This window comes from Kitasatospora sp. CMC57 (assembly GCF_045866025.2).
Lineage (GTDB): Bacteria > Actinomycetota > Actinomycetes > Streptomycetales > Streptomycetaceae > Kitasatospora.
This window is the reverse complement of record NZ_AP035881.2, coordinates 4,336,545-4,357,806: the sequence shown is the minus strand read 5'-3', so window position 1 is coordinate 4,357,806 and position 21,262 is coordinate 4,336,545. Positions and strand designations below refer to the sequence as shown.

At 67.0% G+C, this 21,262-nt stretch carries 33 protein-coding genes; 1 reads left to right on the top strand and 32 read right to left on the bottom strand.

The features are described from left to right. Nucleotides 1-23: 23 nt before the first annotated feature. The 31 genes from ACKUU6_RS19600 to ACKUU6_RS19450 form a co-directional block, all read right to left on the bottom strand. Nucleotides 24-1,046, bottom strand: a complete 1,023-nt coding sequence (locus tag ACKUU6_RS19600) for a DNA-directed RNA polymerase subunit alpha (RefSeq protein ID WP_030232516.1) — start codon at nt 1,044-1,046, stop codon at nt 24-26. A gap of 143 nt (nt 1,047-1,189) precedes the next feature. Further along, nucleotides 1,190-1,597 carry a 30S ribosomal protein S11 gene (gene rpsK / locus ACKUU6_RS19595; RefSeq protein WP_057231298.1) on the bottom strand — a complete coding sequence of 136 codons (408 nt, stop codon included), beginning with the start codon at nt 1,595-1,597 and terminating at the stop codon, nt 1,190-1,192. A gap of 72 nt (nt 1,598-1,669) precedes the next feature. Then, nucleotides 1,670-2,050 carry a 30S ribosomal protein S13 gene (rpsM, locus tag ACKUU6_RS19590; protein WP_407989862.1) on the bottom strand — a complete coding sequence of 127 codons (381 nt, stop codon included), beginning with the start codon at nt 2,048-2,050 and terminating at the stop codon, nt 1,670-1,672. A 194-nt stretch (nt 2,051-2,244) separates the two neighbouring features. Continuing rightward, a complete protein-coding gene (rpmJ, locus tag ACKUU6_RS19585; RefSeq protein ID WP_003956441.1) occupies nt 2,245-2,358 on the bottom strand; it encodes a 50S ribosomal protein L36 in 114 nt (37 codons plus the stop codon). A gap of 35 nt (nt 2,359-2,393) precedes the next feature. Beyond that, nucleotides 2,394-2,615 (bottom strand): translation initiation factor IF-1, encoded by a 222-nt coding sequence (infA, locus tag ACKUU6_RS19580; protein WP_014047798.1) that lies wholly within the window; start codon nt 2,613-2,615, stop codon nt 2,394-2,396. A gap of 161 nt (nt 2,616-2,776) precedes the next feature. Continuing rightward, entirely contained in the window at nt 2,777-3,199 is a 423-nt protein-coding gene (gene mscL, locus ACKUU6_RS19575; RefSeq protein WP_407989861.1) for a large conductance mechanosensitive channel protein MscL, read from the bottom strand. A gap of 90 nt (nt 3,200-3,289) precedes the next feature. Continuing rightward, nucleotides 3,290-4,129, bottom strand: coding sequence for a type I methionyl aminopeptidase (gene map, locus ACKUU6_RS19570; RefSeq protein WP_407992169.1), 840 nt, complete (start codon nt 4,127-4,129; stop codon nt 3,290-3,292). Between the two features lie 129 nt (nt 4,130-4,258). Beyond that, entirely contained in the window at nt 4,259-4,918 is a 660-nt protein-coding gene (locus ACKUU6_RS19565; protein WP_407989860.1) for an adenylate kinase, read from the bottom strand. Beyond that, nucleotides 4,918-6,225, bottom strand: coding sequence for a preprotein translocase subunit SecY (secY, locus tag ACKUU6_RS19560; RefSeq protein WP_407989859.1), 1,308 nt, complete (start codon nt 6,223-6,225; stop codon nt 4,918-4,920). The genes ACKUU6_RS19565 and secY overlap by 1 nt, the downstream gene beginning before the upstream one ends. A 294-nt stretch (nt 6,226-6,519) precedes the next feature. Further along, nucleotides 6,520-6,975 (bottom strand): 50S ribosomal protein L15, encoded by a 456-nt coding sequence (gene rplO / locus ACKUU6_RS19555; protein WP_403036675.1) that lies wholly within the window; start codon nt 6,973-6,975, stop codon nt 6,520-6,522. A gap of 1 nt (nt 6,976) precedes the next feature. Further along, complete coding sequence (rpmD, locus tag ACKUU6_RS19550; protein WP_014136270.1) at nt 6,977-7,159, bottom strand: 50S ribosomal protein L30; 183 nt, start codon at nt 7,157-7,159, stop codon at nt 6,977-6,979. After that, nucleotides 7,159-7,791 (bottom strand): 30S ribosomal protein S5, encoded by a 633-nt coding sequence (gene rpsE, locus ACKUU6_RS19545; RefSeq protein ID WP_407989858.1) that lies wholly within the window; start codon nt 7,789-7,791, stop codon nt 7,159-7,161. The genes rpmD and rpsE overlap by 1 nt, the downstream gene beginning before the upstream one ends. A 48-nt stretch (nt 7,792-7,839) precedes the next feature. After that, nucleotides 7,840-8,223 carry a 50S ribosomal protein L18 gene (gene rplR, locus ACKUU6_RS19540; RefSeq protein ID WP_407989857.1) on the bottom strand — a complete coding sequence of 128 codons (384 nt, stop codon included), beginning with the start codon at nt 8,221-8,223 and terminating at the stop codon, nt 7,840-7,842. A gap of 3 nt (nt 8,224-8,226) precedes the next feature. After that, nucleotides 8,227-8,766 carry a 50S ribosomal protein L6 gene (gene rplF / locus ACKUU6_RS19535; RefSeq protein WP_184918574.1) on the bottom strand — a complete coding sequence of 180 codons (540 nt, stop codon included), beginning with the start codon at nt 8,764-8,766 and terminating at the stop codon, nt 8,227-8,229. 22 nt (nt 8,767-8,788) lie between these two features. Continuing rightward, on the bottom strand, nt 8,789-9,196 hold the full coding sequence (gene rpsH, locus ACKUU6_RS19530) for a 30S ribosomal protein S8 (RefSeq protein WP_057231318.1): 408 nt from the start codon (nt 9,194-9,196) through the stop codon (nt 8,789-8,791). A 264-nt stretch (nt 9,197-9,460) separates the two neighbouring features. Next, nucleotides 9,461-9,646: a type Z 30S ribosomal protein S14 gene (locus ACKUU6_RS19525; protein ID WP_104816571.1), complete on the bottom strand. Its 186-nt coding sequence runs from the start codon at nt 9,644-9,646 to the stop codon at nt 9,461-9,463. Between the two features lie 3 nt (nt 9,647-9,649). Beyond that, complete coding sequence (rplE, locus tag ACKUU6_RS19520; RefSeq protein WP_184918572.1) at nt 9,650-10,219, bottom strand: 50S ribosomal protein L5; 570 nt, start codon at nt 10,217-10,219, stop codon at nt 9,650-9,652. Next, nucleotides 10,219-10,530, bottom strand: coding sequence for a 50S ribosomal protein L24 (rplX, locus tag ACKUU6_RS19515; protein ID WP_057231325.1), 312 nt, complete (start codon nt 10,528-10,530; stop codon nt 10,219-10,221). The genes rplE and rplX overlap by 1 nt, the downstream gene beginning before the upstream one ends. 15 nt (nt 10,531-10,545) lie before the next feature. Continuing rightward, complete coding sequence (rplN, locus tag ACKUU6_RS19510) at nt 10,546-10,917, bottom strand: 50S ribosomal protein L14 (protein WP_030263487.1); 372 nt, start codon at nt 10,915-10,917, stop codon at nt 10,546-10,548. Between the two features lie 102 nt (nt 10,918-11,019). Continuing rightward, nucleotides 11,020-11,292: a 30S ribosomal protein S17 gene (rpsQ, locus tag ACKUU6_RS19505; RefSeq protein WP_037605711.1), complete on the bottom strand. Its 273-nt coding sequence runs from the start codon at nt 11,290-11,292 to the stop codon at nt 11,020-11,022. Beyond that, complete coding sequence (gene rpmC / locus ACKUU6_RS19500) at nt 11,292-11,516, bottom strand: 50S ribosomal protein L29 (RefSeq protein WP_030393300.1); 225 nt, start codon at nt 11,514-11,516, stop codon at nt 11,292-11,294. The genes rpsQ and rpmC overlap by 1 nt, the downstream gene beginning before the upstream one ends. Then, nucleotides 11,516-11,935 carry a 50S ribosomal protein L16 gene (gene rplP, locus ACKUU6_RS19495; protein ID WP_057231329.1) on the bottom strand — a complete coding sequence of 140 codons (420 nt, stop codon included), beginning with the start codon at nt 11,933-11,935 and terminating at the stop codon, nt 11,516-11,518. Before rplP ends, rpmC begins: the two co-directional genes overlap by 1 nt. Nucleotides 11,936-11,940: 5 nt before the next feature. Next, the gene (rpsC, locus tag ACKUU6_RS19490) at nt 11,941-12,777 is read right to left on the bottom strand and encodes a 30S ribosomal protein S3 (RefSeq protein ID WP_184918568.1); all 837 of its coding nucleotides are present in this window, start codon (nt 12,775-12,777) and stop codon (nt 11,941-11,943) included. Further along, nucleotides 12,777-13,124 carry a 50S ribosomal protein L22 gene (gene rplV, locus ACKUU6_RS19485; protein WP_057231334.1) on the bottom strand — a complete coding sequence of 116 codons (348 nt, stop codon included), beginning with the start codon at nt 13,122-13,124 and terminating at the stop codon, nt 12,777-12,779. The genes rpsC and rplV overlap by 1 nt, the downstream gene beginning before the upstream one ends. 49 nt (nt 13,125-13,173) lie before the next feature. Next, complete coding sequence (rpsS, locus tag ACKUU6_RS19480) at nt 13,174-13,455, bottom strand: 30S ribosomal protein S19 (RefSeq protein ID WP_350644792.1); 282 nt, start codon at nt 13,453-13,455, stop codon at nt 13,174-13,176. A gap of 11 nt (nt 13,456-13,466) precedes the next feature. Continuing rightward, nucleotides 13,467-14,303, bottom strand: a complete 837-nt coding sequence (gene rplB, locus ACKUU6_RS19475) for a 50S ribosomal protein L2 (protein WP_057231338.1) — start codon at nt 14,301-14,303, stop codon at nt 13,467-13,469. 42 nt (nt 14,304-14,345) lie between these two features. Next, nucleotides 14,346-14,666 carry a 50S ribosomal protein L23 gene (gene rplW / locus ACKUU6_RS19470; protein WP_030393296.1) on the bottom strand — a complete coding sequence of 107 codons (321 nt, stop codon included), beginning with the start codon at nt 14,664-14,666 and terminating at the stop codon, nt 14,346-14,348. Continuing rightward, nucleotides 14,666-15,343, bottom strand: a complete 678-nt coding sequence (gene rplD, locus ACKUU6_RS19465) for a 50S ribosomal protein L4 (RefSeq protein WP_403036664.1) — start codon at nt 15,341-15,343, stop codon at nt 14,666-14,668. Before rplD ends, rplW begins: the two co-directional genes overlap by 1 nt. 4 nt (nt 15,344-15,347) lie before the next feature. Beyond that, complete coding sequence (gene rplC, locus ACKUU6_RS19460) at nt 15,348-15,992, bottom strand: 50S ribosomal protein L3 (protein ID WP_407989856.1); 645 nt, start codon at nt 15,990-15,992, stop codon at nt 15,348-15,350. A 14-nt stretch (nt 15,993-16,006) separates the two neighbouring features. Beyond that, nucleotides 16,007-16,315, bottom strand: a complete 309-nt coding sequence (gene rpsJ / locus ACKUU6_RS19455; protein WP_012785157.1) for a 30S ribosomal protein S10 — start codon at nt 16,313-16,315, stop codon at nt 16,007-16,009. Between the two features lie 498 nt (nt 16,316-16,813). Then, nucleotides 16,814-18,601 (bottom strand): hypothetical protein, encoded by a 1,788-nt coding sequence (locus ACKUU6_RS19450; protein WP_407989855.1) that lies wholly within the window; start codon nt 18,599-18,601, stop codon nt 16,814-16,816. 450 nt (nt 18,602-19,051) lie between these two features. On the opposite strand from ACKUU6_RS19450, the gene ACKUU6_RS19445 reads away from it, so the two are divergent. Then, nucleotides 19,052-20,290, top strand: a complete 1,239-nt coding sequence (locus tag ACKUU6_RS19445) for an acyltransferase family protein (protein ID WP_407989854.1) — start codon at nt 19,052-19,054, stop codon at nt 20,288-20,290. Between the two features lie 78 nt (nt 20,291-20,368). On the opposite strand, the gene ACKUU6_RS19440 is transcribed toward ACKUU6_RS19445, so the two are convergent. Then, the gene (locus ACKUU6_RS19440) at nt 20,369-21,262 is read right to left on the bottom strand and encodes a glycosyltransferase family 2 protein (RefSeq protein ID WP_407989853.1); all 894 of its coding nucleotides are present in this window, start codon (nt 21,260-21,262) and stop codon (nt 20,369-20,371) included.

Here is a 21,262-nt window from a genome sequence, read left to right as displayed (position 1 = left end):
GGGGGCCGCCCCTGTCGAAATCCTTAGTACTGCTCGGTCTCCGCGTAACCCGCGTCGTCCAGGTCGTCGGCGCCGAAGGCGTCGGCGGCGGCGGTCGGGTCGAACCCGGGCGGGCTGTCCTTGAGCGCCAGGCCCATGCCGGCCAGCTTCGCCTTGACCTCGTCGATCGACTTCGCACCGAAGTTGCGGATGTCGAGCAGGTCGGCCTCGGAGCGGGCCACGAGCTCACCCACGGTGTGGATGCCCTCGCGCTTGAGGCAGTTGTACGACCGAACGGTGAGCTCGAGCTCCTCGATCGGCAGGGCGAGATCGGCGGCCAGGGCCGCGTCCGTCGGGGACGGGCCCATGTCGATGCCCTCGGCGTCGATGTTCAGCTCGCGGGCGAGACCGAACAGCTCCACCAGGGTCTTACCGGCCGACGCCATGGCGTCACGCGGGCGCATGGCGGGCTTGGTCTCGACGTCGACGATGAGCTTGTCGAAGTCGGTCCGCTGCTCGACACGGGTGGCCTCGACCTTGTAGGTGACCTTCAGCACGGGGCTGTAGATCGAGTCGACCGGGATCCGGCCGATCTCCTGGCCGGAAGCCTTGTTCTGCACCGCGGAGACGTAGCCGCGACCGCGCTCGACGGTCAGCTCCATCTCCAGCTTGCCCTTGCCGTTGAGCGTGGCGAGGACCAGCTCGGGGTTGTGCACCTCGACACCGGCCGGGGGCGCGATGTCGGCGGCGGTGACCACACCCGGGCCCTGCTTGCGCAGGTACATCACGACCGGCTCGTCGTGCTCCGAGGAGACGACCAGCTGCTTGATGTTGAGGATGAGGTCGGTCACGTCCTCCTTGACGCCCGGCACGGTGGTGAACTCGTGCAGGACACCGTCGACCCGGATGCTGGTGACAGCGGCACCGGGGATCGAGGAGAGGAGCGTGCGGCGGAGCGAGTTGCCGAGGGTGTAGCCGAAGCCCGGCTCGAGCGGCTCGATCACGAACCGCGAGCGGAACTCGTCGACGACCTCTTCGGTCAGCGAGGGGCGCTGAGCGATCAGCATGTTTTCAGATCCTCCAGTTGGAACTCGGCACCCACTATTTGATGCCGAACAGAACCAGCGTACGGGGTCCCGCAAGCAGTGACACTCAACTGCGCAGGACCCCGTACGTGGTTTGAAACGTCAGACTGCCCGAAGGCGCTGCGTCAGACGCGGCGGCGCTTCGGCGGACGGCAGCCGTTGTGCGGGGTGGGGGTGACGTCCTGGATCGAACCCACCTCCAGGCCGGTGGCCTGGAGCGAGCGGATCGCGGTCTCGCGGCCGGAGCCCGGACCCTTGACGAAGACGTCGACCTTGCGCATGCCGTGCTCCTGCGCGCGACGGGCAGCCGACTCGGCGGCCATCTGCGCGGCGAAGGGAGTGGACTTGCGCGAACCCTTGAAGCCGACGTGGCCGGCAGAGGCCCAGGAGATCACGTTGCCCGAGGGGTCGGTGATCGAAACGATGGTGTTGTTGAACGTGCTCTTGATGTGGGCGTGCCCGTGAGCGACGTTCTTCTTCTCCTTGCGGCGCACCTTCTTGGCGCCGGCAGCCTGACGACCCTTGGGGGGCATAAGTCTGTTCTCCTACTGAGGTGGTCGGTCCGCTAACCCGCGGGCCGGAGGGAAGTCCGGTTAACGGGCGGACTACTTCTTGCCCGGCTTCTTCTTGCCGGCAATCGCGCGACGCGGGCCCTTGCGGGTACGCGCGTTGGTGTGGGTGCGCTGGCCGCGGACGGGGAGACCCCGGCGGTGACGCAGACCCTCGTAGCAGCCGATCTCGACCTTGCGGCGGATGTCAGCGGCAACCGCACGGCGGAGGTCACCCTCGACCTCGAAGTTCGCGTCGATGTACTGGCCGAGCTTGACCAGGTCTTCCTCGGCGATGTCGCGAACGCGGATGTCCGGGTTCACGCCGGTCTCCGCGAGCGCGAGCTGCGCGCGGGTGCGACCGATGCCGTAGACGTAGGTGAGGGCGATCTCGATGCGCTTCTCACGCGGGAGATCAACGCCTGCGAGGCGTGCCATTCAAGGCTCCTGTGTTTCTTCAGAGGTCTGACGTGCTACCTACTCCGACACCTCTCGGTGTGGGAGCCCCGGCCTCTGACCGGGGGTGGCAGTCCGTCCTGCGGACGGATCGGGCAGCCCGTTCATTACGTTGTGTCGCGTCGCGCGAAGCTGTACTCACGCAAAGACGTACGAGAAATGCTGGGTGAAGCTGATCAGCCCTGGCGCTGCTTGTGGCGCAGGTTGTCGCAGATCACCATGACCCGGCCGTGACGGCGGATCACCTTGCACTTGTCGCAGATCTTCTTGACGCTCGGCTTGACCTTCATGATTCAGGTACTCCGGGTCTAGATCTGACAGTTGCTTACTTGTACCGGTAGACGATCCGGCCGCGAGTCAGGTCGTAAGGGCTGAGCTCAACGACCACGCGGTCGTCCGGGAGGATCCGGATGTAGTGCATCCGCATCTTCCCGCTGATGTGCGCGAGGACCTTGTGACCGTTCTGCAGCTCAACCCTGAACATGGCGTTCGGAAGAGACTCGATCACGGTGCCCTCGATCTCAATGGCGCCTTGCTTCTTTGCCATGAACTGCGAGATCCACCTTCCGGGGACGGCTACCGTATGCGGCACGCTCGTGCGAACCTGGATTCACCCCAGCCCTGACCGGGCAGAGGGCGTGCTGAAGCACGCTACGAGTGAGCCGACGGTCCATCGTACGCCACGGCCCGCCCCCGGACCAAAACGCCTCAGACGCCGGCCGGGACCAGCGGCTCGACCTGGGCGGTGCACGCCGCGCAGCGCCGGGCGGCCACCGGGATCTCGGTCAGGCACTCGGGGCACGGACGCTTCGGGGCCTTGGGCTTCTTCGGCAGGTAGCGGGCGGTCGCCTTGGTGACCGGCAGCACCACGAAGAAGTACAGCACCGCGGCGGTCAGCAGGAACGCGATCAGCACGTTCAGGAACTGGCCGTACGGGAAGGTCACGCCGGCCAGCGCGAAGCTGTACGAGCGGAAGTCGCCGGCCGCGCCGACCACCACGCCGACCAGCGGGGTGAGGAAGGCCGCGACGAAGCCGGTCACCACCGCGGTGAAAGCCGAGCCGATGACGACACCGACCGCCATGTCGATCACGTTGCCGCGCATCATGAAGTCGCGGAATCCCTTGAGCACTTGCAGTCCCTTCGAAGGTGTCGGCTCCTAAAAATAGGACAAAGGGCCCGGTGGGCGAAACCCACCGAGCCCTTGACGTCCCGTCAGCGACTAGCCGAGCGGGTCCGGCGCCGCGACCACGCCCAGCTTGGCCAGCTCCGCCTTGCCACCGTCGAAGGCGGTCAGCACCAGCGGACCCTGCTCGGTGATCGCCACCGAGTGCTCCCAGTGCGAGGCCCAGGTCCCGTCGTTGGTGACGACCGTCCAGTCGTCCTCCAGCACCGTGGTGTGCGGGGTGCCCAGCGAGACCATCGGCTCGATCGCCAGCACGGTGCCGGGGACCAGCTTCGGGCCCTTGCCGCGGCCGCGCTCGACGTAGTTCAGCACGTGCGGCTCCATGTGCATCGCGGTCCCGATGCCGTGGCCGCCGTACCCCTCGGTGATGCCCCACTTGCCCTTGGGCGGCAGCGGCTGGCGACGGATGAAGCCCTCGATCGCCTTGGAGACCTCGACCAGGCGGTTGTTCTTCTTCATCTGGGCGATGCCGGCCCACATCGAGCCCTCGGTCACCCGGCTGAGCATCTCCACCTCGGGAGCCACCTCGCCGACCGCCACGGTGATCGCGGCGTCGCCGTGCCAGCCGTCCACGATCGCACCGCAGTCGATCGAGATGAGGTCACCCTCGACCAGCACCCGGTCGCCCGGGATGCCGTGCACCACCTCGTTGTTGACGGAGGCGCAGATCACACCCGGGAACCACAGGCCGCCGTGGTGCGCGCGGAAGTTCGAGGTGGCGCCGTGGTCGGCGATCACCTTCGCCGCGATGTCGTTGAGCTCCTGGGTGGTGACACCCGGCCGGACGGCCTCGCGGGCCGCCTTCAGCGCCTCGGCGACGACCAGTCCGGCCACCCGCATCTTGGCGACCTGCTCGGGGGTCTTGATCTCCACCATCTGGTCCACGCCTTCCAGTTCGAAGGCCCGTCCGGTCCTTGCCGGGGGGCCGTGCTGCCTCTACCACCGTACGACGACGAAACGGCCGGGACTCCCCCGTGCGGGGGCGTCCCGGCCGTCCGGTCGGTCTCAGACGCTCTTCTTGCTCTCCAGCGCGGCCACCGCGCGCTCGGTCACCTCGTCGACCTTGCCCAGCGCCGAGATGGTGACCAGCAGGCCCTGCTGGTTGTAGTACTCGATGATCGGCTCGGTCTCCGTGTGGTAGACCTCCAGCCGCGTCCGCACCTTCTCCTCGGTGTCGTCCGAGCGCTGGTACAGCTCGCCGCCGCACTCGTCGCAGACGCCCTCGGTCTTCGGCGGGTTGTAGACCACGTGGAACACGTGGCCACCGTTCACCCGGCAGAGCCGACGGCCCGCGATCCGCTTGACGACCTCGTCCTCGGGGACCTCCAGGTCCAGCACGCCGTCGAGGGCGATGCCGAACTCCACCAGGATCTCGTCCAGGGCCTTGGCCTGACCGAGGTTCCGGGGGAACCCGTCCAGCAGGAAGCCGTTGGCGGCGTCGGGCTGCGACATCCGGTCCTTGGCCATCCCGATGGTGACCTCATCCGGTACCAGACGACCCGCGTCCATGTACGCCTTGGCCTCGAGCCCCAGCTGGGTGCCCTGGCTGATGTTGGCGCGGAACAGGTCTCCGGTGGAGATGTGGGGAATGGACAGGGTCTTGGCCAGGACGTGCGCCTGAGTACCCTTCCCGGCCCCGGGAGGTCCGACGAGGACGATACGCATCAGCGGAGGAACCCTTCGTAATTACGCTGCTGGAGCTGGCTCTCGATCTGCTTCACAGTTTCGAGTCCGACACCGACGACGATGAGCACGCTGGTGCCACCGAACGGGAAGTTTTGGTTCGCGTTGAAGGCGACCAGGGCGATCATCGGGATCAACGCGATCAGGCCCAGGTAGAGCGACCCCGGCCACGTGATACGGGTCAGCACGTAGTTGAGGTACTCGGCCGTCGGTCGGCCGGCCCGGATGCCCGGGATGAACCCACCATACTTCTTCATGTTGTCCGCAACTTCTTCGGGGTTGAAGGAGATCGCGACGTAGAAGAAGGCGAAGAACACGATCAGCACGAAGTACGTGGCCATGTAGATCGGGTGGTCACCGCGGACGAAGTTGTCGCGGATCCAGGTCGCCCAGCCGGCCTGGCTGTTCGTCAGCTGGGCGACCAGCGCCGGGATGTACAGCAGCGACGAGGCGAAGATGACCGGGATCACACCGGCCTGGTTGACCTTCAACGGGATGTAGGTCGACGTCCCGCCGAACGCCTTGCGGCCGATCATGCGCTTCGCGTACTGGACCGGGATCCGGCGCTGCGCCTGCTCGACGAAGATGACCAGGATCACCACGATCACACCGATCGCGATGACGCTGAAGAACTCGACCCAGCCGTCACCGATCTTGCCCGAGAGCTTGATCGCCCACATCGAGCCGGGGAAGCCCGACGCGATCGAGGTGAAGATCAGGATGGACATGCCGTTGCCGATGCCGCGGTCGGTGATCAGCTCACCGAGCCACATCACCATCGTGGTGCCGGCGGTCATCGTGATCACCATGGTGGCGATCCGGAAGACCGACTGGTCCGGCACGACCTGGTTGGCGTACTGGCAGCCGGAGAACAGCGCACCGCTGGAGGCCGTCGCGACGATGCCGGTGCCCTGGAGCACGGCGAGCGCGATGGTCAGGTAACGGGTGTACTGGGTGATCTTGGCCGTACCCGCCTGGCCCTCCTTCTTCAGCGCCTCGAGCCGCGGGATCACGACGGTGAGGAGCTGGAGGATGATGCTGGCCGTGATGTACGGCATGATGCCGAGCGCGAAGATCGTCAGCTGCAGCAGCGCGCCACCACTGAAGAGGTTCACCAGGCCGAACAGACCGCTCGGGGTCTTCTCCAGGCACTGGTTCACCGCGACGAAGTCGACGCCCGGCACGGGGATGTGAGCGCCCAGCCGGAACAGCACCATGATGCCCAGCGTGAACAGCAGCTTCTTGCGCAGGTCGGGCGTCTGGAACGCCCGCGCGAACGCACTGAGCACGGTGCCTCCTGCGCCTCCCGCACGTCGTCGGCGGGAGGGTCGGTCCTGAATGGGTGTGGGGAGTGCGGCCCCTCGGGGTGTCCGCGTCAACGGACGGCACAGGCAAGCCTGGGCGCAGCCTACAAGGGAACTCCACGGACTCTAACAGTGTGTGGCCACCCGAAAGAAGCGTGCGCGGCTCCTCCCCCACGCACGGGGGACGGGATGCCCGTTTTCAACCACAAAAGCCACCCGAAAAGCACGAACCCCGTACCTCCCAGGAGGGAGGTACGGGGTTCGTGGACGTCAACCTGCTCAGAGGAGCTCGGTGACCGTACCGCCGGCAGCGGTGATCTTCTCGGCGGCGGAGCCGGAGACGGCGTCAACCGTCACCTGCAGCGCAACCGCGATGTCGCCGGTGCCGAGAACCTTGACGAGCTCGTTCTTGCGAACGGCGCCCTTCGCGATCAGGTCGGCCACGGTGACCTCGCCACCCTGCGGGTAGAGCTCGGCCAGCTTCTCCAGGTTCACGACCTGGAACTGCTTGTGCGCCGGGTTCTTGAAGCCCTTGAGCTTCGGCAGACGCATGTGGAGGGGCATCTGCCCACCCTCGAAGCGCTGCGGAACCTGGTAGCGGGCCTTGGTGCCCTTGGTACCACGACCTGCGGTCTTACCCTTGGAACCCTCACCACGACCGACACGGATCTTGTCGGTCTTGGCGCCGGGGGCCGGGCGCAGGTTGTGGATCTTGATCGGCGAGTTGTCTGCCATTTCAGTCCACCTCCTCGACCGTGACGAGGTGACGAACGGTGTGGACCATGCCGCGGATCTCCGGGCGGTCCTCCTTCACCACGGTGTCGTTCAGCCGCTTCAGGCCGAGCGAACGGAGCGTGTCACGGTGGTTCTGCTTGCTGCCGATGTACGACTTGGTCTGAGTGACCTTCAGGCGAGCCATCAGGCACTCACCGCCGCGGTCCCGGCCGCGCGAGCGCGGAGCAGAGCAGCGGGGGCCACGTCCTCCAGCGGCAGGCCACGGCGGGCCGCGATCTCCTCGGGGCGCACGAGGCCCTTCAGAGCAGCCACGGTGGCGTGCACGATGTTGATCGCGTTGTCCGAGCCGAGCGACTTCGACAGGATGTCGTGAACGCCGGCGCACTCCAGGACAGCACGCACCGGGCCACCGGCGATAACGCCGGTACCGGGGGACGCGGGCTTCAGGAGCACGACGCCGGCGGCCTTCTCGCCCTGGATCGGGTGCGGGATGGTGCCCTGGATACGGGGGACCTTGAAGAAGTTCTTCTTGGCCTCCTCAACACCCTTGGCGATGGCGGCCGGAACCTCCTTCGCCTTCCCGTAGCCGACACCTACGGTGCCGTCACCGTCGCCCACCACGACCAGCGCGGTGAAGCTGAAACGACGACCACCCTTGACAACCTTGGCGACACGGTTGATCGCAACGACACGCTCAACGTAAGCAGTCTTCTCGACGGCGGGGGCGTTGCCCCGGTCGTCGCGCTTACGGTCACGCCGCTCGCCACCGCCGGTGCCGCCGCCGGCGCCGCTACCGCGGCGCTGGGGTCCAGCCATTGGAATTACCTCTCTCGATTACGTCCGTCGACTGAGCCGACGAGCGGCTTAGAAGTCGAGCCCGGCCTCACGGGCAGCGTCCGCCAGGGCGGCGATGCGCCCCGCGTAACGGTTGCCCGCGCGGTCGAAGACGACCGACTCGATGCCGGCGGCCTTGGCGCGCTCGGCGACCAGGGCTCCGACCTTCTTGGCCAGCTCGGTCTTGTCGCCCTCGTTGCCACGGATGGAAACATCGAGGGTGGACGCCGACGCGAGGGTGTGACCCTTGGCGTCGTCGATGACCTGGGCGACCATGTGACGGTTCGAGCGGGTCACGACGAGACGAGGACGGACCTCGGTGCCGGTGACGCGCTTGCGAACGCGAATGGCGCGACGCTTGCGGGCAGCGTTCTTGTAGCCGTTGCCCTTGCCGATCTTCACAGAAAGACTCATGGCTTACTTACCGCTCTTTCCGACCTTGCGGCGGATGACCTCGCCCGCGTACTTGACGCCCTTGGCCTTGTACGGGTCGGGCTTGCGCAGCTTGCGGATCTTGGCCGACTCTTCGCCGACCAGCTGCTTGTCGATCCCGTCCACGTGGAACTTGGTGGGCGACTCGACCACGAAGGAGATGCCCTCCTTGGCCTCGATCAGGATCGGGTGGCTGTAGCCGAGCTGGAACTCCAGCGCGGAGCCCTTCGCTGCGACTCGGTAACCAACACCGCTGATCTCCAGCGACTTGCGGTATCCCGCGGTCACGCCGGTGATCATGTTCGCCACCAGCGTGCGGGAAAGGCCGTGCAGGGCCTTCGACAGACGCTCGTCGTTGGGGCGGGTGACGAGCAGAGTGCCGTCCTCGCCCTTGCTGATCTCGATGGGCGCGGCAACGGTGTGGGTGAGGGAGCCCTTGGGGCCCTTCACCGAGACCGTCTGGCCATCGATGGTGACGTCCACGCCGGCGGGAACCGGGATGGGCAGCCGTCCAATGCGAGACATTGCTGTACCTCCGTTTCCCGAATTACCAGACGTAGGCGAGAACTTCTCCGCCTACGCCCTTCTTGGCGGCCTGCTTGTCGGTGAGGAGACCGGAGGACGTGGAGATGATCGCCACGCCCAGGCCGCCGAGCACCTTCGGCAGGTTGGTGGACTTTGCGTAAACGCGCAGACCCGGCTTGCTGATGCGCTTGATGCCGGCGATGGAGCGCTCACGGTTGGGGCCGAACTTGAGGTCGATGGTCAGCTTCTTGCCGACCTCGCCCTCAACCGGCTCCTCAACCTTCCAAGAGGAGATGTACCCCTCCTGCTGCAGGATCTCGGCGACGTGCGCCTTGATCTTGCTAGCCGGCATCGCCACGGTGTCGTGGTACGCCGAGTTCGCGTTACGCAGACGCGTGAGCATGTCTGCGATGGGGTCGGTCATGGTCATGATGGCCTCAGGCCTCTCTCGCCGTGGTTTCTCCGCGCCAGGTCCCCCCGCCGCACTCCGAGGAGTGCGGCGGGGGCACAGACGCAGGGGACCTGCGGCGTTAGTAAGACTGGGTGCGAGCCCTCATAAGAGGGTCGCGGACAGCTCTGGCTGCCGCGACAGGGGGCCCGACCCCACTACCCTACGGGATTCCGTACGGCAGCCCAAAAACGGACTACGTGGGGTCGGGCACACCTGCTGATTCGCTGTGTGACGGAGCCTGGGTTACCAGGAGCTCTTGGTCACGCCCGGCAGCTCGCCGCGGTGCGCCATCTCACGGAGGCAGACACGGCAGAGGCCGAACTTGCGGTACACCGAGTGCGGGCGGCCGCAGCGCTGGCAGCGGGTGTAACCGCGGACAGCGAACTTCGGCTTGCGCTCGGACTTCGCGATGAGGGACTTCTTCGCCATGAGTTACGCCTCCTTGAACGGGAAGCCCAGTGCGCGCAGGAGCGCCCGGCCCTCGTCGTCGTTCTGAGCGGTGGTCACGACGGTGATGTCCATACCGCGCTGACGGTCGACCTTGTCCTGGTCGATCTCGTGGAACATGACCTGCTCGGTCAGACCGAAGGTGTAGTTGCCACGGCCGTCGAACTGCTTCGGGGAGAGACCACGGAAGTCACGGATACGCGGCAGGGCCAGCGACACCAGACGGTCCAGGAACTCCCACATGCGGTCACCACGGAGGGTGACGTGGGTGCCGATCGGCTGGCCCTCACGCAGCTTGAACTGCGCGATGGACTTGCGAGCCTTCGTCACCGCCGGCTTCTGGCCGGTGATGGCGGTGAGGTCGCGGATCGCGCCCTCGATCAGCTTGCTGTCACGAGCGGCCTCGCCGACACCCATGTTGACCACGACCTTGACCAGGCCGGGGATCAGCATGACGTTCTCGAACGAGAACTCCTCCTGCAGCTGACCCTTGATCTCGGAGTTGTAACGCTCCTTGAGACGGGGGGTCACCTTCTCAACAGTCGTCTCAGACATCAGATGTCCTCACCGGTTCGCTTGGCAACGCGGATCTTGTTGCCCTCGTCGTCGAAGCGGTAGCCAACGCGGGTGACGACCTTCTTGCCGTCCTTCTCCACGACCAGCTGGACGTTGGAGACGTGAACCGGGGCCTCGACGGTGATGATGCCGCCCTGGGTGCCCGGACCCGGCTTGGTGTGCTTCTTGACCCGGTTGACACCCTCGACCAGGACCTTGTTGGTGGCGGGGATGGCCTGGATGACCTTGCCCTGCTTACCGCGGTCCTTGCCGGTGATGACCTGGACCAGGTCACCCTTCTTGATCTTCATGCTGTTCGCCATGGGTTAGAGCACCTCCGGCGCAAGCGAGATGATCTTCATGAACTTCTTGTCACGCAGCTCGCGGCCCACCGGGCCGAAGATGCGGGTGCCACGGGGGTCACCATCGGTGTTCTTGAGAACGACCGCGGCGTTCTCGTCGAAGCGGATGTACGAGCCATCCGGACGACGACGCTCCTTGACGGTACGAACGATGACGCACTTGACGACGTCACCCTTCTTCACCGAACCACCGGGGATCGCGTCCTTGACGGTGGCGACGATGACGTCCCCGATACCGGCGTAGCGGCGACCGGAGCCACCGAGAACACGGATGCAAAGGATCTCCTTGGCACCAGTGTTGTCGGCGACACGCAGTCGCGACTCCTGCTGGATCACAGCTTTCTCCTGATCGTCAACGAGAGTCGACGGGCCGGCCGCTGCTCACACCAGCGCCCCTGGGGGACCTGGTGCACATACGGCCGTACCACATCGGCTTCGTTACTTGGCCTTCTCGAGGATCTCGACGACGCGCCAGCGCTTCGTCGCGGACAGCGGACGGGTCTCCATGAGGAGAACCCGGTCGCCGATGCCGCAGGCGTTGGCCTCGTCGTGCGCCTTCAGCTTGTTCGTACGGCGGATGACCTTGCCGTACAGAGCGTGCTTGACGCGGTCCTCGACGGCGACGACGACGGTCTTGTCCATCTTGTCGCTGACGACGAGACCCTCACGGGTCTTGCGGAAACCGCGCGTCTCGTTGGTGTTCTCAGTCATCAGGCGCTCTCCACCGTCTCGATGCCCAGCTCGCGCTCGCGCATCAGGGTGTAGATCCGCGCGATGTCCTTACGGACGAGCTTGAGCCGTCCGTGGTTGTCGAGCTGCCCGGTCGCCGCCTGGAAGCGGAGGTTGAACAGCTCCTCCTTGGCCTCGCGGAGCTTCGCAACGAGACCCTCGTTGTCAAGCTCGCGCAGCTCAGCAGCCTTGGTGCCGGCCGACATCAGCTCTCACCTGCCTCGCGCCGGACAATCCGGCACTTCATCGGGAGCTTGTGAGCAGCGCGGGTGAGCGCCTCACGAGCAACCTTCTCGTTGGGGTAGGACAGCTCGAACATGATCCGTCCCGGGTGAACGTTGGCGATCCACCACTCGGGGGAACCCTTACCGGAACCCATGCGGGTCTCGGCAGGCTTCTTGGTGAGCGGGCGGTCCGGGTAGATGTTGATCCAGACCTTGCCACCACGCTTGATGTGACGGGTGACGGCGATACGAGCGGACTCGATCTGCCGGTTCGTCACGTAGGCGGGGGTGACCGCCTGGATGCCGTACTCGCCGAACGCGAGCTCGGTGCCACCCTTGGCAGCGCCACGGCGCTTCGGGTGGTGCTGCTTGCGGTGCTTGACCCGACGGGGGATCAGCATGACGGTCAGGCCTCCGTTCCGGTGCTCTCGGCAGCCGGCGTCTCCGTCACAGCCGCGGCCGGAGCCTCGGTGTTCTGGGGACGACGGGCGCCACCACGGGCGCCGCCACGCTCGCCACCGCGGCCACCGCGCTCGCCGCCACGCGCGGGGCGGGCGTCGGTGCGGGCCGGGCGGTTGCCCGAGCGGGCAGCAGCGTTCTCGGCCCGGACCTCGGCGATGTTCTTGACATCGCCCTTGTAGATCCAGACCTTCACGCCGATACGACCGAAGGTCGTCTTGGCCTCGAAGAAGCCGTAGTCGACGTTCGCGCGAAGGGTGTGCAGCGGCACACGACCCTCGCGGTAGAACTCCGAACGGCTCATCTCGGCGCCACCGAGACGACCGGAGCACTGGACCTTGATGCCCTTGGCGCCGGACTTCATGGTGCCCTGCATGCTCTTGCGCATGGCACGGCGGAACGACACGCGGGAGGACAGCTGCTCCGCGACGCCCTGAGCCACGAGCTGGGCGTCCAGCTCGGGGTTCTTGACCTCGAGGATGTTCAGCTGGACCTGCTTGCCGGTCAGCTTCTCGAGGTCGCCGCGGATGCGGTCGGCCTCGGTGCCACGGCGACCGATGACGATGCCGGGGCGAGCGGTGTGGATGTCAACGCGGACGCGGTCACGGGTGCGCTCGATCTCGACCTTCGAGATGCCGGCCCGCTCCATGCCCTTCGTCATCATGCGACGAATGGCGACGTCTTCCTTGACGTAGTCCTTGTACAGCTTGTCGGCGTACCAGCGGGACTTGAAGTCCGTGCTGATGCCGAGGCGGAACCCGTGCGGGTTAACCTTCTGGCCCATTACCGGGTCCCTTCCTTGCTGCTGACGACCACGGTGATGTGGCTGGTCCGCTTGCGGATCCGGTAGGCACGGCCCTGGGCACGCGGACGGAACCGCTTCAGGGTCGGACCCTCGTCAACGTACGCCTCGCTGATCACGAGGTCGTCCACGTTGGAGTGGTTGTAGTTGTGCGCGGCGTTGGCGATGGCGCTGTTGAGCACCTTGCCGACCGGCACGGTGGCTGCCTGCGGAGCGAAACGCAGGACGGCCTGGGCCTCCGTGGCACTCATGCCACGGATGAGGTCCACCACGCGGCGGGCCTTCATGGGCGTGACGCGGATGTACCGCGCCTGGGCCCTGGCTTCCATGGTTGTCCCCTTGCTGGTGTAAGTCATTGAGTCGGTACTTCGCTGGCGACTAGCGACGCTTCGACTTGCGGTCGTCCTTGACGTGCCCGCGGAAGGTGCGCGTCGGCGCGAACTCGCCGAGCTTGTGGCCGACCATCGACTCGGTGACGAACACCGGGACGTGCTTCCGGCCATCGTGGACCGCGATCGTGTGACCGAGCATGCTCGGGCTGATCACGGAGCGACGGGACCAGGTCTTGATGACGTTCTGGGTACCCGCCTCGTTCTGCGAGTCCACCTTCTTGAGAAGGTGGCCGTCGATGAAGGGGCCCTTCTTGAGACTGCGCGGCATCTGACCTGCTCCTAGCGCTTCTTGTTGGACTTGCGGCGGCGCACGATGAGGGCGTCCGAAGCCTTGTTGGCCTTACGGGTGCGACCCTCCTTCTTGCCCCACGGCGAGACCGGGTGGCGCCCACCGGAGGTCTTACCCTCACCACCACCGTGCGGGTGGTCGATCGGGTTCATGGCGACACCACGCACGGTCGGGCGAACGCCCTTCCAGCGCATACGGCCGGCCTTGCCCCAGTTGATGTTCGACTGCTCGGCGTTGCCGACCTCGCCGACCGTCGCGCGGCAGCGCGCGTCGACCAGGCGGATCTCACCGGAGGGCATGCGCAGGTGCGCCATGCGACCCTCACGGGCGAGCAGCTGAATACCGGAACCCGCGGAGCGGGCCATCTTGGCGCCGCCACCCGGGCGCAGCTCCACCGCGTGAATGGTGGTACCGACCGGGATGTTGCGCAGCGGCAGGTTGTTGCCGGGCTTGATGTCGGCCGTCGGGCCGTTCTCAATCCGGTCACCCTGGCCGACGCCGCGCGGCGCGATGATGTAGCGCTTCTCGCCGTCCGCGTAGTGCAGCAGCGCGATGCGAGCGGTGCGGTTGGGGTCGTACTCGATGTGTGCGACCTTGGCCGGCACGCCGTCCTTGTCGTGACGACGGAAGTCGATCACGCGGTAGGCGCGCTTGTGTCCGCCACCCTGGTGGCGAGCGGTGATACGACCGGCGTTGTTACGGCCGCCCTTGCTGTGCAGGGGGCGAACCAGCGACTTCTCCGGCGTGGACCGCGTGATCTCTACGAAGTCGGCCACGCTGGAGCCACGACGGCCCGGCGTAGTCGGCTTGTACTTGCGGATGCCCATTTGGCTCTCTCGTCCTCGTCCTTATCGACGATCCGGACCCCGTTAGGAGGTCGGACCACCGAAGATGTCGATGCGGTTGCCCTCAGCCAGCGTCACGATGGCGCGCTTGGTGTCCTTGCGCTTGCCAAAGCCCGTCTTGGAGCGCTTGCGCTTGCCCTGACGGTTGAGCGTGTTGACGGACTCGACCTTGACCGAGAAGACCGCCTCGACGGCCTGCTTGATCTGGGTCTTGTTGGCACCCGGCGACACGACGAACGTGTACTTGTTCTCGTCGAGGAGCGAGTAGCTCTTCTCGGAGATGACCGGCTTCACCAGGACGTCACGGGGGTCCGTGAACGTCTTGCTCGTGATCTCTGCAGCCATCAGGCGGCGCTCCCTTCGAGCTCGCCCTCAGCAGCCACAGCCTTGGCGGACGCGGCCGGACCGGCCACGAAACGCTCGAAAGCAGCCTGGGTGAAGACCACATCGTCGGAGACGAGCACGTCGTAGGTGTTCAGCTGACCGGCGTCCAGGATGTGCACGTTCGGCAGGTTGCGAGCGGACTTGATGCCCAGCTCGTCCGCGCGCTCGACGACCAGGAGGACGTTCTTGCGCTCGGAGATCTTGCCGAACAGGCCCTTGGCGGCCTTGGTCGACGGCGCCTCGGCCGCGATCACGTCGGTGATGACGTGGATGCGGTTGTGGCGGGCCCGGTCGGTGAGCGCGCCACGCAGAGCGGCGACGATCATCTTCTTGGGCGTCCGCTGCGAGTAGTCACGCGGCTTCGGGCCGTGGACAACGCCACCGCCGACGAACTGCGGGGCTCGGGTCGAGCCCTGACGGGCGCGGCCGGTGCCCTTCTGGCGATACGGCTTGCGGCCGCCGCCTCGGACCTCGCCACGGCGCTTGGTCGAGTGGGTGCCCTGACGGGCCGCAGCGAGCTGCGCCACGACGACCTGGTGCATCAGCGGAACGCTGACCTTGGCGTCGAAGATCTCGGCGGGCAGCTCGAGGCTGCCGGCCTTGTCGCCCGAGGGCGACAGGATGTCAATGGTGCTCATATCCTCACAGCCCCTTCGCCGCGGTGCGGACGAGGACGAGGCCGCCGTTCGGGCCCGGGATGGCTCCCTTGATGAGGAGCAGCCCCTTCTCCGCGTCAACGGCATGGACGGTCAGGTTCTGGGTGGTCACGCGCTCGTGGCCCATCCGGCCGGCCATCTTCATGCCCTTGAACACGCGACCCGGGGTGGCGCAGCCACCGATCGAGCCGGGCGAACGGTGCTTGCGCTGCACGCCGTGACCGGCGCCGAGGCCCTTGAAGTTGTGACGCTTCATGACACCGGCGAAGCCCTTGCCCTTGGAGGTGCCGGTCACGTCGACCTTGACACCCGCCTCGAACAGCTCAGCGGTGATCTCCTGGCCGAGGGCGTACTCGGACGCGTCCGCGGTGCGGAGCTCGACCAGGAAGCGGCGCGGGGTGACACCGGCCTTGGCGAAGTGACCCGCGAGGGGCTTGTTCACCTTGCGGGGGTCGATCTCGCCGAAGCCGATCTGCACGGCGTCGTAGCCGGCAGCGTCAGCGGTGTGGACCTGGGTCACGACATTGGGCCCGGCCTTGACGACGGTCACCGGAACGATCCGGTTGTTCTCGTCCCAGACCTGGGTCATGCCGAGCTTCTCGCCCAGGATTCCCTTAATCTGCTTTGCCATCTTCGTCGCGCCTCTCAGAGCTTGATCTCGATGTCGACGCCGGCCGGAAGGTCGAGGCGCATCAGCGAGTCAACGGTCTTCGGGGTCGGGTCGAGGATGTCGATCAGACGCTTGTGAGTGCGCATCTCGAAGTGCTCGCGCGAGTCCTTGTACTTGTGCGGCGAGCGGATGACGCAGTACACGTTCTTCTCAGTGGGCAGCGGCACCGGGCCCGCGACCTGCGCACCAGTGCGAATGACGGTCTCGACGATCTTCTTCGCCGAGGAGTCAATCACCTCGTGGTCGTAGGCCTTGAGCCGGATGCGGATCTTCTGTCCCGCCATGGCTACTCAGTAGTCCTTTGTGTCGTCTGCTGCTTCTTCTGCCGGAGTCGGCCGGGTGGCTTGGTCCGGTGGCACCTCCGGGTGGCTACTTCCGACCCCCGCGCTCGGGCGTGTCGCCCTCTCGCTTGCAAAGAACCGGGAAGGTTTCCCTTCTCGGCCTGCGGAGTCGGTGAGCATTGCACCCACCAGGTGCCGGATCGAGGCCCCGCCCACGCTTCCCGGAAGATTCCCGTACGTCCGCCCCGCAGCTGCCGCGGTGTCGACTACACACCACTGCATCCACCCAAATCACGTGGACACATGAACGGCCATCACGGGAACGACGAGTACCTGGGACTCGCTTCCGGTCCTCCCGGCGGGAGGCGCGCAGCATCGGCACTCAACCGAGCAACTTGGCTATCCTGCCACAGCACGCTGCGCAAACGCGAATCGGGGCCGCCGTGGCCTTCGCCACGTCGACCCCGATCGGTCTTCCGCCTTCGGACTACCGCCTTCGGACTACTTCAGCCAGGGAGCCTTCCGGCCGCACACCGCCCGGTACTCCTCGTCGCTCCAGGTGTCGGCGCACCACAGCCGCGGGTCCGGGTCAGTGCGCGGGGGCTGGCCGAGCTGCATGTTGACCGCGCCGCAGCTGCCGCCGGGGACGGGCGTGAACTTCGGGCACTTGCCGTTCTCCTTGACGAGCGTGTGGGCCCGCCAGGCGTCGATGCCCATGGAGTTCGTCGAGGGGTCGGGCATGTAGCGGTTCGCGTTCCAGGAGGCGCCCATGGTGGCGAACAGGGCCACCGCGCAGATCAGGCCGGCCGTGACCTGGGCGATCCCCTTGCGGGACGGCAGGACCGACGTGGCCCCCGCCGACTCCAGCGCCCGGCCGAGCCAGCCGGAACCACGCTGGACCAGCATCATCAGCCCGTACACCGCGAGGATCATCAGGCTGTACATGATGATCCAGGTGGTGCGGGGGTAGAGCTGCACCGCCTGGTCGTGCGCCATGTGCGAGGCGAACCAGAACCGCAGCAGCCAGGCGCTGGCCAGGGTCATGGCGGTCGTCCGCACCACCATGTTCTTCAGCCCGAGACCGATGCCGAGGCCGAACCCGACGATCAGCAGCACCGCGAAGCCGCTCTGGCCCGCGAGCTCACCCGTAGCGGGCCAGTTCTGGTAGGTGAAGATGCCCGACCGGTCGGACATCCACCCGAGCACGTACGCCGGGTCGATGTACGTGCTGATGTACGCGTACCGGTCCGTGGTGTCCTGCCCGTACCTGACCAGCTGGTAGAGCAGCGGCGAGCCGACCGCGGCGGCGCTGAGCAGGATGGCGGCGAGGTAGACCACCGCACGCTTGATCGCCTGACCGCCGCGGCGCCACGGAAAGAGCGCCAGCCCCATCACCAGGACGCCCGGGGCGGACCACACGTACCAGCCCGAGTACCAGAGGAACAGCGCGCCGAACACCACGCCGTAGCCGACCCCGCGCAGCAGCGCCGAGCGCAGCGAACGCTCGGCGACCTGGCGGAGGTCGCGGAAGCAGGCGGCGAGCAGCGGGACCAGGATGATCATCACGACGTGGCTGTACGGACGGATCGGGTCCAGGAACAGCACTGCGGACGGAACCGCGATGGCCAGCGCCCAGAACGGCCGCAGCATCATCCGCCAGGCGAGGTAGCTCATCGGCCCGACCAGCGCGCTGAGCAGCAGCTGCAGGTCCTTCAGGGCATAGCCGACACCGGCGATGCCGTTGTACCGCAGCTCGGCCCAGCCGGCGAGCATCGCCGGGAAACCGGGCGGGTAGACACCCGGCAGACCCTTGCCGCGCATCATGTCGTTGGCCATGCCCTGCAGGTTGCCCGGGTCGCCCTCCTGGCCGCCGAGGCCCCAGGGGGTGCCGTGCAGTGCGACCGCGATGCCGCCCGCCACGATGCCGGTGGCCAGACCGGCGATCGCCGCGCAGACCAGCCGCTGGACGACCTCGCGGCGCTGCACCGATCCGCGGTAGGCGCTGTAGAGCAGGACCGCCAGGACCGGCAGCCCGACCATGGCCGCGTACTGCTGGACCTTGGCGAGGCCGCTCACCTGGCCGATCCGGTTGAACGGATTGGCGCTGATGTGCATGCACATCAGCATGAAGCCGACCGCCGCCGCCACGCTGACGACGGCCTCGGCCGCCGGCAGCACCCAGCGCCGCTGGGTCCAGCGCCGGGAGTTCTCGCCCCGTGCGCGCCCGGCCTTCTTCGACTGTTGCGCGGCCTCCGGGCCTCCGACGACGTCAGGCGCCAGATCGGTCATGTGTCATTCGCTTCCGTGTAGCGGCAGTACTGCCGCAGATCCGAGCTGTGCAGGTGTGCCCACGGCCATCGTGTACAGGCAGATCGGGAGCAACAGTCTGAATTGCGTCACATTGTGGTCATTCGCTCACACAGAACGACCACACCCGTCACAGTAGCAAGGCCCCCGGGCCGACCGGCCGTCTGCCCCACGCCCCTGGCGGCGCTCATGCTAGCCGTGTCCCGCAGTGACAACGGACACGGGGCGCCCGTCGGCGGACGCTCATGCTGGCCACGGGTCGGCGGTGTGCCCTAGATTTGGCGGCTGAGATGTGCCCGTCGACGGCCCAGGACCGGTGGTCCGGCCGAGTGCTCCGTCCGGCACCTCACCCACCCGGCACGCTCCGCAGTCGGTCACCGGCACGATCTCCTGCGCACCGTTCCGCCCTACCGGCCCGGAGCCCTCCTCATCATGACTCGTAAGAAGCTCAAGCCGAACCGTCTGCTGGCCGCTCCCCCGCTGGCGGACGCGCTCGGCCGGGAGAACGGGTTCGGGCTCCTCAGGCTGGTCCTGGCGCTGTCCGTGATCTTCGCGCACGCCATGCCGCTCGGCTTCGGCTCGCACGACCTCGGCTTCCCGGAGTCGCGGGGTCAGACCAATCTCGGCGCGATCGCGGTGAACGGCTTCTTCGTGCTCTCCGGGCTGCTGATCACCCGCAGCGGGATGCGCCTGGACACCGGCCGCTTCCTCTGGAACCGCGCGATCCGCATCCTCCCCGCCTTCTGGGTCTGCCTGCTGCTCACCGCCTTCGTGGTGGCGCCGCTGGTCGCCCGCCACCAGGGCCGACTAGACGGCTTCTGGGCCCACCCGGAGGGGCCGTGGCAGTACCTCAAGGCCAACTGGGGCCTCGGGATCGACCAGTGGGGGATCTCGGGACTGCTCGACCACAACCCCCACCCGGGAGCGTTCAACGGATCGGTCTGGTCCCTCGCGTACGAGGTGTTCTGCTACTTCGTGGTCGCCGCGCTGGCCGCGATCGGCGTGCTGCGGCGGCGTACCCGGTGGGCCGTAGCGGTCATGGTCGCCGGGCTGTACGCCTTCCTGGTCTCGATCGCGGTCGACTTCGAGCACCTGCGCGCCCCGCAGTACCCGCCGACCGGCCTACCCGGCTGGCGGCTCCCCCTCCTCGGCGGGCTGAGCCTGGACATGCTGGTCCCGCTGGTCTTCATGTTCGGCCTGGGCGCGCTCGCCGAGCTCTACAAGGACCGGCTGCGGATCAACGCCGTTGCCGCCGTGGTGGCCCTGGCGCTGTTCGTCGGCACCGCACGGTACGGCGCCTTCACCGTGGTCGGACTGCCCGCCTTCGCCTACCTGCTGATCTGGCTCGCCGCCCGGATGCCCAGGCCGCTGACCAAGGTCGGCACCAAGGTCGACCTCTCCTACGGCGTGTACATCTACGCCTTCCCGATCCAGCAGGTCCTGACCCTGCTCGCGGTGAACCGCCACGGGTACACGGTCTACACCGGCCTCTCGGTCCTGCTCTCGGTGGTGGCCGCGCTGTTCTCCTGGTTCCTCGTGGAGAAGCCCGCGCTCCGGCTCAAGAACCTCGGGACGAGCAGTCCGTCCACCGCGGCGCCGCAGCCCGCGACGCCGGTCGTCGCGACGGCCCAGGAGGGGAACGGAAGCTCACTCGCGGACCTGCGCGGCTGACGACCGGTAAAAAAGGGGTCCGGCCCCACCTCGTCGAGGTGGGGCCGGACCCTTTTCCACAGGACGGGCCGCGCCGGGTCAGACGCGGAGGCCGGCGACGTGGCTGAGCATCGCGGCGATGCCCCGGAGCCCCGCCCTCCGGCCGGCGGCCGGGATCATGCTCAGTGCGTGCAGCCGGGAGGAGAGGAAACGGCGGGAGATCGCCGCGGCGCGGTGCCACCCGAAGGCGTCCAGCCGGTCCGCAGTCTCCCGGAAGAACCGCCTGGCCTCCTCGAAGCGCTTGCCGGTGAACGCCGTCACCGACGATTCGCTGACCGCGTGCCGGCGGTAGCTGAAGCAGACCTCCGGGGTGAGGGCCAGCGACTCGCCCGCCAGCAGGAGGTCGACGACGATCGCCAGGTCCTGGATGACGCCCAGGTCCGAGCGGAACCGAGCGGCCTGGACGGCCTTGGTCCGCCAGCAGATCGACGGGAAGTACAGCCAGTTCCCGCGCATCAGGCTCATCGCCAGGGGCTCCCCGGACATCAGGACGGGCCCCGGGTCCCTGGGTGCGTACAGCCGCCGCTTGACGGTGTCGGCCAAGCTCTCGGTCGGCCTGCCCGCACCGTCGATCACGACCACGCCGGGCTGGACCAGCCCCGCCTCCGGGTAGCGGTCCAACGCCGCCCTGATGACCTGGAGGTAGTTGGGGTGCATCAGGTCGTCGCAGCCCATGAGCACCAGGTACTCGTACTCGGCCAGCTCCACGCAGCGGTTGAAGTTCCCGGTGACGCCGAGGTTGACCTCGTTGCGGAAGTACCGCACCCGTGGGTCGGCGAGCGCCTCGAACCAGCCGGGGACCTCGGGTTCCTGGCCGTCGTCGACGACCGTCAGCCGCCAGTCGTCGCCGTCCTGTGCCAACACGCTGTGGACGGCGTCCTGCATCAGCTGAACGTCGCCGTAGTAGGGCAGCAGGATCTCGAATCGGGACAT